General features: G+C 68.6%; 12 protein-coding genes. 8 read left to right on the forward strand and 4 right to left on the reverse strand.

The genetic code is table 11. From position 1 onward, the window contains the following. Positions 1-35: 35 nt before the first annotated feature. Positions 36-500 (reverse strand): hypothetical protein, encoded by a 465-nt coding sequence (locus FBX97_RS23410; RefSeq protein WP_141837248.1) that lies wholly within the window; start codon positions 498-500, stop codon positions 36-38. Positions 501-568: 68 nt separating this feature from the next. Between FBX97_RS23410 and FBX97_RS23415 the strand changes: the two genes are divergently transcribed. The 3 genes from FBX97_RS23415 to FBX97_RS23425 all read left to right on the forward strand — a co-directional run bounded on the left by FBX97_RS23415 (position 569) and on the right by FBX97_RS23425 (position 6,369). Next, positions 569-2,218 (forward strand): murein L,D-transpeptidase, encoded by a 1,650-nt coding sequence (locus FBX97_RS23415; protein ID WP_141837250.1) that lies wholly within the window; start codon positions 569-571, stop codon positions 2,216-2,218. Between the two features lie 132 nt (positions 2,219-2,350). Beyond that, entirely contained in the window at positions 2,351-3,739 is a 1,389-nt protein-coding gene (locus FBX97_RS23420) for a sugar MFS transporter (protein ID WP_141837252.1), read from the forward strand. 74 nt (positions 3,740-3,813) lie between these two features. After that, positions 3,814-6,369 carry a family 20 glycosylhydrolase gene (locus FBX97_RS23425; RefSeq protein WP_255517605.1) on the forward strand — a complete coding sequence of 852 codons (2,556 nt, stop codon included), beginning with the start codon at positions 3,814-3,816 and terminating at the stop codon, positions 6,367-6,369. Between the two features lie 4 nt (positions 6,370-6,373). Here FBX97_RS23425 and FBX97_RS23430 read toward each other — a convergent pair whose 3' ends face one another. Together FBX97_RS23430 and FBX97_RS23435 are read right to left on the reverse strand one after the other, a co-directional pair. Next, positions 6,374-6,943, reverse strand: a complete 570-nt coding sequence (locus tag FBX97_RS23430) for a DUF308 domain-containing protein (protein WP_141837254.1) — start codon at positions 6,941-6,943, stop codon at positions 6,374-6,376. 108 nt (positions 6,944-7,051) lie between these two features. Further along, positions 7,052-7,636 (reverse strand): TetR/AcrR family transcriptional regulator, encoded by a 585-nt coding sequence (locus FBX97_RS23435; RefSeq protein ID WP_141837256.1) that lies wholly within the window; start codon positions 7,634-7,636, stop codon positions 7,052-7,054. A gap of 203 nt (positions 7,637-7,839) precedes the next feature. On the opposite strand from FBX97_RS23435, the gene FBX97_RS29715 reads away from it, so the two are divergent. The 4 genes from FBX97_RS29715 to FBX97_RS23455 are packed head-to-tail and all read left to right on the forward strand — an operon-like array spanning position 7,840 to position 10,953. Further along, complete coding sequence (locus tag FBX97_RS29715) at positions 7,840-8,232, forward strand: response regulator (RefSeq protein ID WP_185748717.1); 393 nt, start codon at positions 7,840-7,842, stop codon at positions 8,230-8,232. A gap of 34 nt (positions 8,233-8,266) precedes the next feature. Then, the gene (gene dgoD, locus FBX97_RS23445) at positions 8,267-9,415 is read left to right on the forward strand and encodes a galactonate dehydratase (RefSeq protein WP_141837260.1); all 1,149 of its coding nucleotides are present in this window, start codon (positions 8,267-8,269) and stop codon (positions 9,413-9,415) included. Positions 9,416-9,422: 7 nt separating this feature from the next. Beyond that, positions 9,423-10,358: a 2-dehydro-3-deoxygalactonokinase gene (locus FBX97_RS23450; protein WP_141837262.1), complete on the forward strand. Its 936-nt coding sequence runs from the start codon at positions 9,423-9,425 to the stop codon at positions 10,356-10,358. Then, entirely contained in the window at positions 10,339-10,953 is a 615-nt protein-coding gene (locus FBX97_RS23455) for a 2-dehydro-3-deoxy-6-phosphogalactonate aldolase (protein ID WP_141837264.1), read from the forward strand. Before FBX97_RS23450 ends, FBX97_RS23455 begins: the two co-directional genes overlap by 20 nt. 64 nt (positions 10,954-11,017) lie before the next feature. On the opposite strand, the gene FBX97_RS23460 is transcribed toward FBX97_RS23455, so the two are convergent. Beyond that, entirely contained in the window at positions 11,018-13,483 is a 2,466-nt protein-coding gene (locus tag FBX97_RS23460; protein ID WP_141837266.1) for a TonB-dependent siderophore receptor, read from the reverse strand. A 212-nt stretch (positions 13,484-13,695) separates the two neighbouring features. Here FBX97_RS23460 and FBX97_RS23465 point away from each other — a divergent pair, with 212 nt between their 5' ends. Beyond that, on the forward strand, positions 13,696-14,715 hold the full coding sequence (locus tag FBX97_RS23465) for a LacI family DNA-binding transcriptional regulator (protein WP_141837268.1): 1,020 nt from the start codon (positions 13,696-13,698) through the stop codon (positions 14,713-14,715). Positions 14,716-14,769: the final 54 nt, after the last annotated feature.

The raw sequence follows: 14,769 nt of genomic DNA on the forward strand, positions 1-14,769 counted from the left end.
ACGGCGCGTGCCGCCCCGGACGCGCAGTGTGCCGCTTAGTCGGCCAGGGGGCGCGACGCCAGCCGTTCGGCCACGACCGCGGTAACGACGGCCTGCAGCACGTGGATCGCCCAGCGCTCGCCGGCCTTGCGCGGGCCGGCTTCGATTTCGCCTTCGGTGATGCCGAGGACCGGCGCGATGGCGCCGATGTTGACGGCATACAGCGCGGTGCCGTACAGGGCGCCCAGCGCGGCCGGGGACAGCGAGGGCGCGGCCTGGCGCAGCGCCGGCACGGCCGCCGCGAAGGCGGCCGAGGCGCCCAGGTGATTCACGAATTCCACCGCGCTGGTGCCGGCGTCGCCGATGACGGCGCGCGAACCCGAGACGCGGTCGATCCAGTCGACCGCATCGCGGTCCAGCGTCTTGGTCAGCAGGCCGGTCTTGCGGCCCACGTTCATGACCAGCGTCGTCACCACGCCCGCGACCAGGGCGCCGACGACGGCTGCTTTGTATTTTTCCATGTTAGCTCCCGTAAATTGGTGACGATACGTGCTCCCGTCGGGCATCTCAGTGCGCTGCTGCACCGAGCGTGTCAATCGTGGCGCCGCTGGGCAGCGGCATGCGCAGCGAGTATCATGCTGCAATGAAGCTCAGCCTGAAAATCGGCGCCGCGCTCGCGTTCTGTGCAGCGGCGGCGCTCGCACCCTGTTCCACCTTCGCACAACCGGCGCCCGCCACCATCCGCACCCTGGCCGTCCAGGCATCGAAGTCGTCCGCGCAGCCCACCGGCCCCTACGACGAACGCGGCTGGCTCGACCGCTTTTATGGCCCGCGCAAGTACGCGCCCGCCTGGAACCCGACGACCGCCGCCGCCGCCCTGTGGGTGCTGAACCGCGCCACGCTGCAGGGCCTCGACCCGCGCGACTACGGTGCCGATGCCTTGCAGCGGCAACTGAGCGCGGGCGGCGGCGACCCCGCCCGCTTCGACGTCGCACTGACCTCGGCGATGCTGCACTACCTGGCCGACCTGCGTGTGGGCCGCGTGCGTTCCGAATACCACACCCGCCTGCCGGACGCGCGCCTGCGCCAGTACGACCCGGTCGAGCGGCTGCGTGCCGGCCTCGCCGGCGGCAAGCTGCAGGCCGCGGTCAAGGCGGCCGAGCCGCAGCTGCGTCTTTACGGCCAGGTCAAGGCGGCGCTGGCGCACTACCGCGACCTGGCCAAGCAGCCGTATCCGGCGTTGCCGGCACCTGGCGCCAAGGTCGCCCCGGGCGGCACCTACCCGGCCGCGCGCGACCTGTTCGAGCGCCTGGTGCTGCTGGGCGACCTGCCGGCCGATGCCGCGCCGCCGCCCGATGGCACCTACAGCGAATCGATGGAAGAGGGCGTCCAGCACTTCCAGGCGCGCCACGGCCTGCTCGACGACGGCGTGCTGGGGCGCGGCACGATCGACGCGCTCAACGTGAGCCCGGCGTGGCGCGTGCGCCAGCTCGAACTGACGCTCGAGCGCCTGCGCTGGCTGCCGGAAGTCGGCCGCGGTCCGATGATCATGGTCGACCTGCCGGCCTACCGCTTGTGGGCGCTGGATAACGGCAGCGACGCCGCGCAAAGTGCCGAGGCGCCGCTCGAGATGCGCGTCGTGGTCGGCGCGCTCAAGACCGAAACCCCGCTGTTCGTCGGCCAGATGCGCTACCTCGAGTTCAACCCCTACTGGAACGTCCCGCGCAGTATCCTGGAAAAGGAAATCCTGCCCAAGATGGCGCGCAACCCCAGGTACCTCGAGCAGAACGACATGGAGACCGTGCCCGCGAACGCCTCCGTGGCCGATCTCAAGGCCGGCAAGGCCAGGGTGCGCCAGCGTCCGGGGGCGAAGAATGCGCTGGGTGCGATCAAGTTCGCGATGCCGAACCCGATGGACATCTACCTGCACTCGACGCCGGCGCGCGAAGCCTTCCAGCGCAGCCGGCGCGACCTCTCGCACGGCTGCATCCGGGTCGAGCATCCGGCGGCACTGGCGCAATTCGTGCTCGCGCGCCAGCGCCAGTGGAACGCCGACACCATCCAGGATGCGCTGCAGCCGGGACCGACGAAGCACGTCGACCTGGCGCAGTCGATCCCGGTGGTGATCTTCTATGCCACCGCCATCGTCGACACCGACGGCAGCGCGCGCTTTGCCGGGGATATCTACGGGCGCGATGCCAAGCTGCGGCAGATGCTGGCGGCGCGGCGCAGCCTCTGATCCGGTTCACCCGGTTTACTAAAACATGTAAACAGCAACGGTGCGCCGGACGCCCTTGAAATCGCTCAGGAAAGGCTCGCCCTGCGCCAAAAGCAGTGCTAGCATTCCTGTTCGATAACTCATGAGGCCAGCATGCAAGAGCAATCCGAACCCCGCCAGGCCGCCATCCCGGCGTCGCCCACCAGCGGCGCCGAAGCCGGCACCGGGATGCCGCAATCGGTGGTGGCCGGGATGCTGTTCCTCGGACTGCTGTTCTTCATCCTCGGTTTCGCCACCTGGCTGAACGGCTCGCTGGTACCTTTCCTGAAGATCGTCTGCGACCTCAACAACTTCGAGGCGCTGCTGGTCACCTCGGCCTTCTATATCGCCTACACCGTCATGGCGCTGCCGTCCGCCGCCGTGCTGAACCGGATCGGCTACAAGAACGGCATGACGCTCGGCCTGGGCCTGATGGGCGCCGGCGCGCTGCTGTTCGTGCCGGCCGCGCAGAGCCGCTACTACGGCCTGTTCCTGGCGGCCCAGTTCACGCTGGCCAGCGGCATGACGCTGATGCAGACCGCGATCAACCCCTACATCGTGCGCCTCGGTGCCCGCGAGAGCGCGGCCATGCGCATCAGTATCATGGGCCTGTTCAACAAGGGCGCCGGGGTGGTGGTGCCGCTGGTGTTCACCTCGCTGATGCTGGCCGATATCAGCCGCTTTTCCGAGAGCGAGCTGGCGGCGCTGGCCCCAAGCGCGCGCGACGCCGCGCGTGCCGTGCTGGCGCAGCGCCTGGTGTTCCCGTATGTCTGCATGGCCGGGGTGCTGTTCGCGATCATGGTGTTCATCCACTTCTCCGGCCTGCGCGACATCGCCCCCGAGACCGACGTCCAGGACGATGCCGCCACCGAGCGCGGTGGGGTGCTGCGCTTCCCGCAGCTGGTGCTGGGCGCGCTGGCGCTGTTCGCCTACGTCGGCGTCGAAGTCATCGCCGGCGACACCATCGGCCTGTACGGCCATGAGCTCAATGTGGCCAACTTCGGCGTGCTGACTTCCTACACCATGGTCTGCATGGTGATCGGCTACCTGGTCGGCGTGGTGGCGATCCCGCGCTGGCTGACGCAGGGGCGCGCGCTGCTGCTGTCTGCGGTGCTGGGCCTGCTGCTGACGGTCGGCGTCGCCACCGCCTCCAAAACCGGCACCGGCCTGTCGCAGGCGCTGCTGGGCTGGAGCGGGGTGCCGCTGGTGCCGGACAGCGTGATGTGCCTGGCGCTGCTCGGCCTGGCCAACGCGATGGTCTGGCCGGCGATCTGGCCGCTGGCGCTGCACGGGCTCGGACGCTACACCGCGCAGGGTTCGGCGCTGCTGATCATGGCGATCTGCGGGGGCGCCATCCTGCCGCTGGTGTACGGCCACCTGTCCGACCTGGCCGGTCCGCAGGCCGGCTACTGGATCATGCTGCCTTGCTACGGCATGATCTTCTGGTACGCCGCCTGGGGCTACCGCATGCGCAGCTGGGGCCGCGCGGCCGCTCCGGCCTGAGCGCGCATCGGCTCAGCGGCGGCGCCACGGCGCCGCTGCCACCATTTTCAAGCTTCAACCACCTGGAGAGACATTTGGGGAATCGACCATCCCGTGGCGGCCTGCTGGCCTTGCTGCTGCTGAGCGCATCGCTGGCGGCCAATTCATACGGCGCCGCCGCGGCCCGGCCGGCACCGGCCGCAGCCGATGCCGCCGTCGGCGGTTTCGCCAGCGCCGCCCGGATGGGGCTGCGCTGGGAACTGGCAGGGGAGGTGAGCACCCCGGAGGCCCCTGGCGGCCGCACGCGGGCGCGCCTGCGCCTGACCAACCGCGACAGCCGCCCCCTGCCGGCGCAGGGCTGGTCGCTCTACTTCAACGTCATGGACGGCGCCGTGGCCGGGCCGCTGCCGGGAAAGCTGGTGCTCGAGCACGTGGCCGGCGACCTGTTCCGCATCCGGCCGGCGCCCGGTTTTCCCGGCCTGGCCGCGGGTGCCGCGCTCGACACCGAATACAGCTATGCCTGGCGCGTCGCCAAGCTGGGCAAGGCGCTGCTCGGTCCCTACCTGGTGTACGACGCCGCACCCGGCACCGGCGTGGCGATCGGCGACTACCAGCCGCAGGCGGTCGCGCAGCCCGACCGGATGGGCAAGGGCAGCGCCACGCCGGCCGACACCTACCGCATGAACGCCGGCGCCGACCTGCTGCCGGCGGCGGCGCTGCCGCCGGTGCTGCCGACGCCCTTGCAGCTGCAGACCGGTCCCGGACGGCTAACGCTGCGCGGGCGGCCGGCGGTGAGCGCTCCGGGCGCGCTGGCGGGCGAGGCTGCGCTGGCCACATCGCTGTTCCCGGCGGCGCTGCCGGCCGGCGGTCCGCCGCTGCGCCTGAGCGTCGGCAGCGTGCCGGGCCAGTCGTCGCCGGAAGCCTACACGCTGACGATCCGCGCCGACAGCGGCATCGCCATCGTCGGCAACAGCGCGGCCGGCGTGTTCTACGGCTTGCAGAGCCTGCGCGACCTGATGCCGCTGCCCGGCAGCGCCGCGCCGACGCTGCCGGAAGCGGCCATCGTCGACGCCCCGCGCTTCGGCTACCGCGGCTTCCAGCTCGACGTGGCGCGCAACTTCCAGGACAAGCAGACCGTGTTCAAGTGGCTCGACCTGATGGCGCGCTACAAGATGAACAGCCTGCATTTCCACCTGACCGACGACGAAGGCTGGCGCCTCGAGATCGCCGGCCTGCCGGAACTGACGGACATCGGCGCGGTGCGCGGCCACGGCGAGCGTCCCGGCCTGCGCCTGCAGCCGGCCTACGGGTCCGGTCCCGACCCGCGCGACCCGCGCGGCAGCGGCTACTACACGCGCGCGGACTACATCGAGATCCTGCGCTACGCCGCCGCGCGCCACATCGACGTCATCCCGGAAATCGAGATGCCGGGCCATGCGCGCGCCGCGGTGCAGGCGATGGCGGCGCGCTACCGCCGCCTGCAGGCGGCAGGCGAGGGTGACGCTGCCCGCTACCTGCTGCACGATCCGGATGACCGCTCGGTCTACCGCTCGGCGCAGTGGTTCGGCGACAACGTGATCAACCCCGGCCTCGATTCCAGCTTCGCCTTCATCGAGCACGTGGTGACGCAGGTGGCGGCGCTGCACCGCGAGGCCGGCGTGCCGCTGCGCACCCTCCACATGGGCGGCGACGAGCTGGCCAACGGCGCCTGGGAACGCTCCCCTGCGAGCGGGGCGCGCATGCGGGAGGAGGGCCTGGAAAGCGTGGCCGACCTGTGGGACTACTTTTACGACCGCGTCGACGGCATCCTGCGCAAGCAGGGCCTGACCACGTCGGGCTGGGAAGAGCTGGCGGCGCGCAGCACGCTGCTGGACGGCCGGCGCAAGCTGATCCCGAACCCGCGCTTCAGCCAGCGCGGGTTCCGTGCCTGGGTCTGGAACAACACCGAGGGCGCCGAGGACTTCGCCTACCGCCTGGCCAACGCCGGCTACGACATCGTGCTGGCGCCGGTGACCCGGCTGTACATGGACATGGCCTACAACGCCAATTTCGACGAACCGGGCATGACCTGGGGCGCCTACATCGAGCTGGCCGACGTCTACGATTTCATCCCCTTCGACTACCTGAAGAACGCCGCTCCCGGCGCGCGCAGCGGCAAGGACGGCCTGACCGACTACGGCAAGCGCCATGTGCGCGGGCTGGAAGCGACCATCTTCGGAGAGACGCTGCGCGACCCCGGCCGCCTCGACTACATGGTGATGCCGCGCCTGCTGGCGGCCGCGGAGCGCGCCTGGGCGCCGGACCCGGCCTGGGCCACCGAAAAGGATGCGGCCAAGGCCGCGGCGCTGCACCGCGCGGCCTGGTCCGGCTTCGTGAACGCGCTGGGCCAGCGCGTGCTGCCGCGCCTCGACCTCGAGCAGCCCGGCGTCGCCTACCGCATCGCGCCGCCGGGGCTGCTGGTGGAGGGCGACGGGGTGAAGGTCAACCACGTCCTGCCCGGTATCGCCCTGCGCTACACCACCGACGGCAGCCTGCCCACGAAAAACAGTCCGCCCGTGACGGGACCGATCCGCGCGCGCGGCGTGATCCAGGCGGCCGCCTTCGACCGCAATGGCCGGCGCGGGCTGGTGGCGCGGGTCGAGCGGCGCTGAACGCTCAGGCGGCCTTGCGGCGCCAGCCGGCGGCACTCAGCGACAGCGCCGATACCAGGAAGTAGAAGGCACCGAAGCCCGCATAGCCGGCCAGGGCGGCGACGGATGGTTCGGCCGGCGCCCGTGCCTGCAGGATGAAGACCGTGCCGGCCAGTGCCGACTGGGCGCCGCTCAGGATCATCGCCCATTGCGCGCCGACGCTTTTCCAGCGGCGCAGGCCGGTGCCGAGCTGGAGCAGGCCGGACAGGATGGCCCAGATGCCGAACACGGCCAGCACCCGGTGCATGTCGGGGAGCGCGGCGCCGATGGCGACGGCGACCAGGGTGCTGGTAGCGGCGTTCCAGGCCTGGGTCCGGCTGGCGGCGAGGCCGCCGCTGCGACGGGCGTCGGCCAGGTTGGCCAGGGCATCCCAGGCGGGATAGGCGACCAGCAGGGCGGCCGCCGCCGCGCCGTGCGCGTCCACGCGTCCTACCGCGAGCACCCAGGCGAGCGAAAACGCGGCCCTGGCAAAGTAGTAGGTCTTGAGCCAGGCGGCGTGGGTGCGCTGGTCCGGCAGGGTGTTCGATGACAGCATGGTGTTCTCCTCGGGTGAATGCATCTGCAAGTTGTGTACCTACTAGTTGGTAGGCTGGGTTGGCAAAAAATGACCCCGGTGCCGCGCACGGCCTGCCGGGGCCAGGGGTCAATCTGCGGCCGCCAGGCGCGCCAGTTGCGGGTCCATGATGGTGGCGAAGATGGCGGTGTCGCCGTACGCCCGCGCCGACAGCATTGCGCCGTGCACCGCGGCCATGAAGATTTCCGCTTCGACGCGCGCCGTATCGCGCAGCGCGATGGCGCCTTGCGCCGCGCCTGCCTCCAGGACCGCCGCGAGCCATGCGGACAGGAAGCGGAAGTACGCACGGATCTCCGTCGCGATCTCCTCAGGCAGCACCGGCAGTTCGTTGGCCAGCAGGGCACACACGCAGAACGGCGCGCTGGCGTCCCCGATGCAGGCTTTCCAGTAATCGATATACGCGCGCAGCCGGCCGAGCGGGTCGGGAATCGCGCGTTCGAGGTTCTTCATGCCTTCCTCGGCCGCCTCGCGGTAGCGGGCGACCAGCGTCCTGACCAGGTCGGCCTTGCTCGGGAAGTGGTGGTGGATGCTCGGCTTGCGGATGCCGACCACGGCGGCGATGTCCGCATAGCTGAAGCTGTTGTAGCCGCCGCCGAGAATCAGGGAGCGGGCACAGGCGAGAATATCATCGGCAGTCGAAGATGTCTTGTTCATACCAATCAGCCTACCTTCTAGTAGGTCAGATGTCAAGCAGGCCCACAGTGGGTCGGTTGTTGGTATTTACCAACGTTAATTTCTTTAAGAAAAGTGTTAAAATTGGCTTGGCCGCGTATCCATGCATACCGGTCGCGCGTCGGCCCCATCCCCGCCGATATCTCAGGTCCGCGCCGCACGCGCTCTTCAGTTATCGATTTTTCATGTCACCCGCTCACCATACCCGCGTCCTCATCGTGGACGACAATCGCGATGCAGCCGACCTGCTGAGCGAGCTGTTGATCATCAATGGTTATACGACCCGCACCGCCTACGACGGCTTCATGGCCCTCGACGCTGCCATGTCTTTCGAACCGGAGATCGTCATCCTCGACCTCGGCATGCCCAAGTATTCGGGCAACGAAGTCGCGCCGATGCTACGCCAGGTCAAGAAGCTCGAAAACGCCTACATCATCGCCCTGACCGCCTGGGGCGATGCCGAAAGCCGCGCCCTGACCAGCCGCACCGGCTTCGATCTGCACCTGACCAAGTCGGTCACGATGCAGGAACTGCTGGGGGCCGTGAAAGCCGGCCGGATGCGCAGCGCGACGTTATAAAGCAGGATTTTGCAGCCGGGCGTACACTTGGCTGATGAACATCACCCGGCTCTCCACCTACCGCATCCCGCCGCGCTGGATGCTGCTGAAGATCGAGACCGACGCCGGCATCGTCGGCTGGGGCGAACCGATCGTCGAGGGACGCGCGCGGACCGTCGAGGCAGCCGTGCACGAGCTGGCCGACTACCTGGTCGGGCGCGACCCGTCCCGCATCAACGACTTGTGGCAGACCATGTACCGAGGCGGCTTCTACCGCGGCGGTCCGGTGCTGATGAGCGCGATTGCCGGCATCGACCAGGCGCTGTGGGACATCAAGGGCAAGGCGCTCGGGGTGCCGGTGTATGAACTGCTGGGCGGCCTGGTGCGCGAGCGCATGAAGACCTACAGCTGGGTCGGCGGCGACCGCCCGCACGACGTGGTCGACGGCATCGCCGCCCGGCGCGAAGTCGGCTTCGACACCTTCAAGATGAACGGCACCGACGACCTGGCCCTCATCGACAGCGCGCGCCGGATCGACGAGACCGTCAAGCGCGTCGCCAACATCCGCGCGACCTTCGGCGACGCCATCGAGTTCGGCCTCGATTTCCACGGCCGCGTGTCGCTGCCGATGGCGCGCGTGCTGCTGCGCGAGCTGGAGCCGCTGCGGCCGTTGTTCGTCGAGGAACCGGTGCTGCCCGAATTCGCCGACAGCTACCGGCGCCTGGCCGACCAGACCTCGATCCCGATCGCCGCCGGCGAGCGCATGTTCTCGCGCTTCGACTTCCGCCACGTGTTCGAGGCGGGCGGCCTGTCCATCGTCCAGCCCGACCTGTCGCATGCGGGCGGCATCACCGAGTGCCTGAAGATCGGCGCGATGGCCGAGGCCTACGGCATCGCGCTGGCGCCGCATTGCCCGCTCGGGCCGGTGGCGCTGGCGGCCTGCCTGCAGGTCGATTTCGTGTCGCACAACGCGGTGCTGCAGGAGCAGAGCATGGGCATCCACTACAACAAGGGCGGCGAGGTGCTCGACTACGTGGCCAACAAGGAAGATTTCGCCATCGTCGACGGCTACATCAAGCCGCTGCCCAAGCCCGGCCTGGGCGTCGAGATCGACGAGGCGGCCGTCGTGCAAGCCACGCAGCGCGCCATCGACTGGCGCAACCCGGTATGGCGCCACCCCGACGGCAGCATCGCCGAATGGTGACAACAGCATGAACGAGACCGCGCACCGCATCCTCGGCATCGACTGGGGCACCAGCAACCGCCGCGCCTACCTGGTCGACGCCGCCGGCACCCTGGTCGACAGCCGCGCCGACGACCAGGGCATGCTGGCGGCCGGCCCGGACTTCGGCGCCTCACTGGCCGCGCTGCTGGCGGACATGGGCATAGCCCCCGGCGTGCCGGTGCTCGCCTCGGGCATGATCGGCAGTGCCCAGGGCTGGCGCGAGACGCCGTATCTCGATGCCGCCGTCGCGCTGGAAGACTTGCCGCGGCATCTGGTGGGGGTGCCGGTGCCCGGCGATGCCCCCGCGCGTACGTGCCGGATCGTGCCCGGCTACCGCTTCCAGGATGCGGACGGCCGCGTCGACGTGATGCGCGGCGAAGAGATGCAGCTGCTCGGCGCGGTCGCCATGGGCCGGCGCAGCGGCTGGTTCGTCCTGCCGGGCACGCACAGCAAATGGGTGCGGCTGGAACAGGGCGTCATCCGCCACCTCTCGACTTTCATGACCGGCGAGTTCTTCGCGACGCTGGGGAAGCAGGGCACGCTGGCACCCTTGATGAAGGGACCCGACGACGACGCAGCCTTTGCCGCCGGCGTCGACGAGGCACGGCGGCGCGCACCCCTGACCCACGCCCTGTTCGGCGTACGCGCCCGCGCCGTCACCGGTGCCATGCCGGCAGCGCAGGTGCGCTCCTTCGTCAGCGGCCTGCTGATCGGCGCCGAGCTGGTGGCGGCGCTCGATCTCACCGGTCCGGCCGCCGGCGGCGTCACCACCGTCGCCGCGCCGAAGCTGCAGGGCATCTATGCCGCCGCCGCGGCGCGCCTGGGCATCGACCTGCAGCCGCTGGATCCGGACGCCGTCTACCGTGCGGCGCTCGGCGTTTTCCTCGACAGGATGGACCCCCATGAAGCTTCCCCACTTTGACCTGCCGCTGGTCGCCATCCTGCGCGGCCTCGCGCCGGAAGACGCAGAACCGGTCGGCCGCACCCTGTTCGATGCCGGCTTCCGTCTGATCGAGGTGCCGCTCAACCGCCCTGGCGCGATCGAGGCCATGCGCACCATCCGGGCGCTGGCGCCGCCGGATGCGCTGGTCGGCGGCGGCACCATGCTGACGCTGGCCGACGTCGACGCCGTCGCCGACGCCGGCGGCCAGATCTTCGTCGCGCCCAACTGCGATCCGCCGGTGATCGCCCATGCGGCGGCGCGCGGCCTGCTGTGCGCACCGGGCGTGGCGACGCCGAGCGAGGCGTTTGCGGCGCTGGCGGCCGGCGCCCACATACTGAAATTGTTCCCGGCCGAGATGATTGGCCCGGCAGGCCTGAAGGCGATGAAGTCGGTGCTGCCGGACGGGACGCCGCTGTGGCCGGTGGGTGGCGTGGTGCCCCAGCAGATCGGCGAATGGAAAGCGGCCGGCGCCAGTGGGGCAGGGATCGGCGGGGCGCTGTTCACGCCGGGCGTGGGACTGGATGAGCTGGCGCGGCGCGCGCAAGCCTTCGTTGCGGCGTGGCGGCAGGACTGAATGAAAAAAAGCGGGACCGAAGTCCCGCCAAGAGGGTTGAAACAGTTGAACCTGTGCAGCCGAATCAGAAGCGGTAGTTGAGCGACGCTTCCCACGAACGCCCGAAGATCGGACGCGCATTGATCGGGCCGCTGCTGGCGCCGACCAGGCGCGAGTTGCCTTCCGTCAGGCCCAGCTCGTTGCTGAGGTTGCTGCCGCTGACGCGGAACTCGAGCTTGTCCGACAGCTCGGCCAGGATGCCGACGTCGAGCGTGTTGTAGGCGGGCAGGTACTGGGTGTTCGCCTGGTCGGCCCAGCGGCTGCCGATGTGCGAATAGGTGCCGTACAGGCGCAGCGCGTAGTCGCCCATCGGGATCCGGTAGCTCGGCGAGAAGCGGTACTGGAACTTCGGCTGGCGCTGCACCAGCTTGCCGGCGATGTCCGGGTTGTCCTTGTAGGTCGAATCCTGCCAGTCGCCGGTCAGCTGCAGCTGCAGGCCTTTCAGCGGACGCACTGCCAGTTCGAATTCGACGCCCTTGCCCTTGGAGCCGCTGATCGAATACAGGATGTCGGTGGTCGTGATCTGCTGGAACGAGATGCCGCTGAAGTCGGTGAAGAAGGCATTCACGTAGGCGCTGTACAGCGGCGTCGCGGTCTTGAAGCCGACCTCGTACTGGGTCACCTTCGGGTTCGGCACGCGGTTGCGGTCGTTCAGCACGGCCTGGCTGCCGGCGTTGCGCATGTCGTCGAAGTAGATGAAGGTGTGGCCCTGGTTGGCGCGCACGAACACGCTCGCATCGCGGCTCAGCTTGTACAGGCCGCCGACCGTGAACGAATTCGCCGAATCGGTGCGCGACAGTGCGGTGTAGCTGCCGTTCGGCATCGAGGTGCCGTTGTTGTAGACGGTCAGCGGATTGTTGTCGGTGTCGGCGCTGGTCAGGTTCGAGACCGAGCCCGACAGGCGCTGGCGTTCGTGGCGCATGCCGGCGTCGACCTTGAAGCGGTCGTTGATGCGCCATTCGTCGGCGATGAACACCGCCGTGTTGTCGCCGTCATAGGAAGCGATCGGCGCGTAGTTGACGTTGCCGTCGGTGCCCTTGTTCGAGACCACCACACCATTGTTCAGGCGCACGTCGAGCAGGCTGGCGTTGGGCGTGGCCGTCATCAGGTGGCTGTTGCCCAGGTACCAGACATCCCTCGACGAGTAATTGGCGATATAGGCGCCGGCGGTGACGGTGTTGTTGCCGATCTCCCTGCTGACGCGGAACTCGTCGGTGAAGGAGCGCAGTTTCTTTTCCACCGCCCACAGGCCGGCCTGCACCACCTGCTGGTTGGCGGCGACGGCGCCGCTGCCATTCGTGTAAGTCATGCTGCCGCCGCTGGCCGGCACGCCGCCGGCCGCCGCCAGCACCGCCGCATTGCCATTGGCCGCGCCGACCGCCTGGGTCAGGTAGTCGGCCGCGCTCAGCGGGTTATTGCCGGTGAACATGGCGATCGTGTTCAGGTCGCCTTTGAAGTAGTTCAGCTTGTTCGACACGTCCCAGCCGTTGAATTTCTGCTGGAATTCGGCGCCGAGCAGGTTCGAGCTCAGGCCGCGGCCGTCGCCGAGGTCGTAGTTCAGGGTCTTGCCGGGGCCGGCTTCGACCGTGAAGTTGCGCATCTCGTTGCTCATCAGGGTGCCGGTGAGCGGATTGAAGCCGGGGAAGGACGAGATCGTGTGGCCGTTGTTCGACGAGATCAGCGGCACGCCGGTATAGAAGGCGTTCTTGTCCGAGGTGGAGCGGGCGTACAGCGTCAGTTCGCCCTGGTCCAGCTTGCGGGTCAGCGATGCCGACAGCTGGCCGCCGTCGTCGGCCGGGAAGCCGGCATCGCGCACGCCGTTCGTGGTGCGGTAGAAGCCGCCGATCATGCCGTACCAGCCTTCGGCGATCTTGCCGCTGTAGACGCCGTCGACGCGGCGCAGGTTGCCGGTGCCGGTGGTGAAGCGCAGGTTGCCTTCCGGGGTGTCGCCGCCTCGCTTCATGATGAAGTTCATGGTGGCGCCCGGCTGGCCGACCGAGTAGATCGTGCTCGGGCCGCCGCGCAGCACTTCGACGCGTTCGATGGTGTCATCGAGGCGGAAGGCCGACGAACCCTCGAAGAAGGACAGCACCGGCACCGGGAACACCGGGTTGCCGTTCAGCTGGATCGAGACGAAGGGCGAGTCGCTGCCCGACGGGAAACCGCGCACTTCGATGTTGGCGCCGGCCTGGCCGCCGGTCGATTCGGCGTACACGCCGGGGACGATCTTGAGGACGTCGGCGGTGCTGGTCGGCGCCGCCTGCTTCAATTGTTCCTCGTTGGCGGTAGTGATCGAGAAGCTGGTGTCGATCTTGCGCGTGCCGCTGGCCGACGCGGTGCCGGTCACGACGACCTGCTGGATCTCTTTCTGCACGTTGTCCTGCGGGGGGAGGGGAGAAGTTTCCTGGGCGGCGGCCTGGACCTGGGCCACGAGGGCAAGGACGGCAAGCGCGCTGGCCGACAGCTGCGGGAACTTGACTGGTTTTTTCATTGTGTTCTCTCTGATGGAGGATGGGAATCCGTGAACGGGGCGTCTCCTCCCCGTGCGCCGTCGAATCATTTGTTCGACAAGCAATGAAATCATTGAAACATTGAAATGTTATCGATGTCAACCGAATTGTTATCGATGTCATTTTTTGTCGACAACACAAACAAATCTGGCATAATGCATCCTCGTTCGCAGACTCATCCGGATTCAGCCACATGGCGCAAAACAAGGTGACGCAAGACAGGACCGCCGGCGACGGCACGGTCACTATGGAAGACCTGGCCAAAATTGCCGGCGTCTCTTCCATCACGGTCTCGCGCGCCCTGCGCGACAGTCCGCTGGTGACCGAGAAGACGCGCGAAAAGATCCGCAAGATCGCCGCCGAGCAGGGCTACCGCTTCAACATCAGCGCCCGCAACCTGCGCATGCGCCGTTCGTATTCGGTGGCGGTGGTGGTCGAGATGACGCCGGTGAAGGGCCGGCCGATGTCCGATCCGTATCCGCTGGAACTGCTGGGCGGCATCACCCAGGAACTCACCACGTCCGGCTACAGCGTCGTGCTGACCTCGAAGCAGCTGCTCGACACCGCGCCGGTGCAGGGCGCCGACGGCCTGATCCTGCTGGGCCAGGGCTCGCACGGCGAAGCGGTGCGCGCGCTGCAGGCGACCAACCTGCCGCTGGTGGTGTGGGGCGCGCCGGAGGCCGACGGCAGCTACGTCGTGGTCGGCAGCGACAATGCCAAGGGCGGCGCCAGCGCGGCCGAACGTTTCCTGGAGCTGGGACGGCGCAAGCTGGTCTTCGTCGGCGACGTCGACCACGCCGAGGTCGAAAAGCGCTGCGCCGGCTTCGTCGACGCGCTGTCCGGACGCGCCACCGTCCACATCCTGCGGCCCAAGGCATTTACCTTCGAGGCCGGCTTCGACTGCGTCAACGCGCTGCTGAAGAAGAAGGGCGGGCGCAACTGCGACGGCCTGTTTGCCGCCAGCGATTCGCTGGCCATGGGCGCCATCCGCGCCCTGACCGAAGCCGGGCTGCGCGTGCCCGACGATATTTCCGTGATCGGCTACGACGACACGCCGGGCGCCGCCAGCTTCGTGCCGCCGCTGACCAGCGTGCACCAGTACCTGCGCGACGGCGGCGTGCTGCTTGCCAAAAAAATGCTGGCCATGATCGAGGGCCAGCCGGACGTGCGCTCCGAGATGCTGCCGACGACGCTGATCGCGCGCCATACCTGAACCACCCGAACAACCCATCCGCCCCACCATAAGCGCCACGCGCAACGAGACGAG

This window comes from Herbaspirillum sp. SJZ107, assembly GCF_006715485.1.
GTDB lineage: Bacteria > Pseudomonadota > Gammaproteobacteria > Burkholderiales > Burkholderiaceae_D > Telluria.

Excerpts from the sequence above, each read along its gene's own strand:
- FBX97_RS23435 (WP_141837256.1), bottom strand. The coding sequence starts at position 7,636 with ATGAACAAGACATCTTCGACTGCCGATGATATTCTCGCCTGTGCCCGC.
- FBX97_RS23420 (WP_141837252.1), top strand. The coding sequence starts at position 2,351 with ATGCAAGAGCAATCCGAACCCCGCCAGGCCGCCATCCCGGCGTCGCCC.
- FBX97_RS23450 (WP_141837262.1), top strand. The coding sequence starts at position 9,423 with ATGAACGAGACCGCGCACCGCATCCTCGGCATCGACTGGGGCACCAGC.
- FBX97_RS23455 (WP_141837264.1), top strand. The coding sequence starts at position 10,339 with ATGAAGCTTCCCCACTTTGACCTGCCGCTGGTCGCCATCCTGCGCGGC.
- FBX97_RS23430 (WP_141837254.1), bottom strand. The coding sequence starts at position 6,943 with ATGCTGTCATCGAACACCCTGCCGGACCAGCGCACCCACGCCGCCTGG.
- FBX97_RS23465 (WP_141837268.1), top strand. The coding sequence starts at position 13,696 with ATGGCGCAAAACAAGGTGACGCAAGACAGGACCGCCGGCGACGGCACG.
- FBX97_RS23410 (WP_141837248.1), bottom strand. The coding sequence starts at position 500 with ATGGAAAAATACAAAGCAGCCGTCGTCGGCGCCCTGGTCGCGGGCGTG.
- FBX97_RS29715 (WP_185748717.1), top strand. The coding sequence starts at position 7,840 with ATGTCACCCGCTCACCATACCCGCGTCCTCATCGTGGACGACAATCGC.
- dgoD (WP_141837260.1), top strand. The coding sequence starts at position 8,267 with ATGAACATCACCCGGCTCTCCACCTACCGCATCCCGCCGCGCTGGATG.
- FBX97_RS23460 (WP_141837266.1), bottom strand. The coding sequence starts at position 13,483 with ATGAAAAAACCAGTCAAGTTCCCGCAGCTGTCGGCCAGCGCGCTTGCC.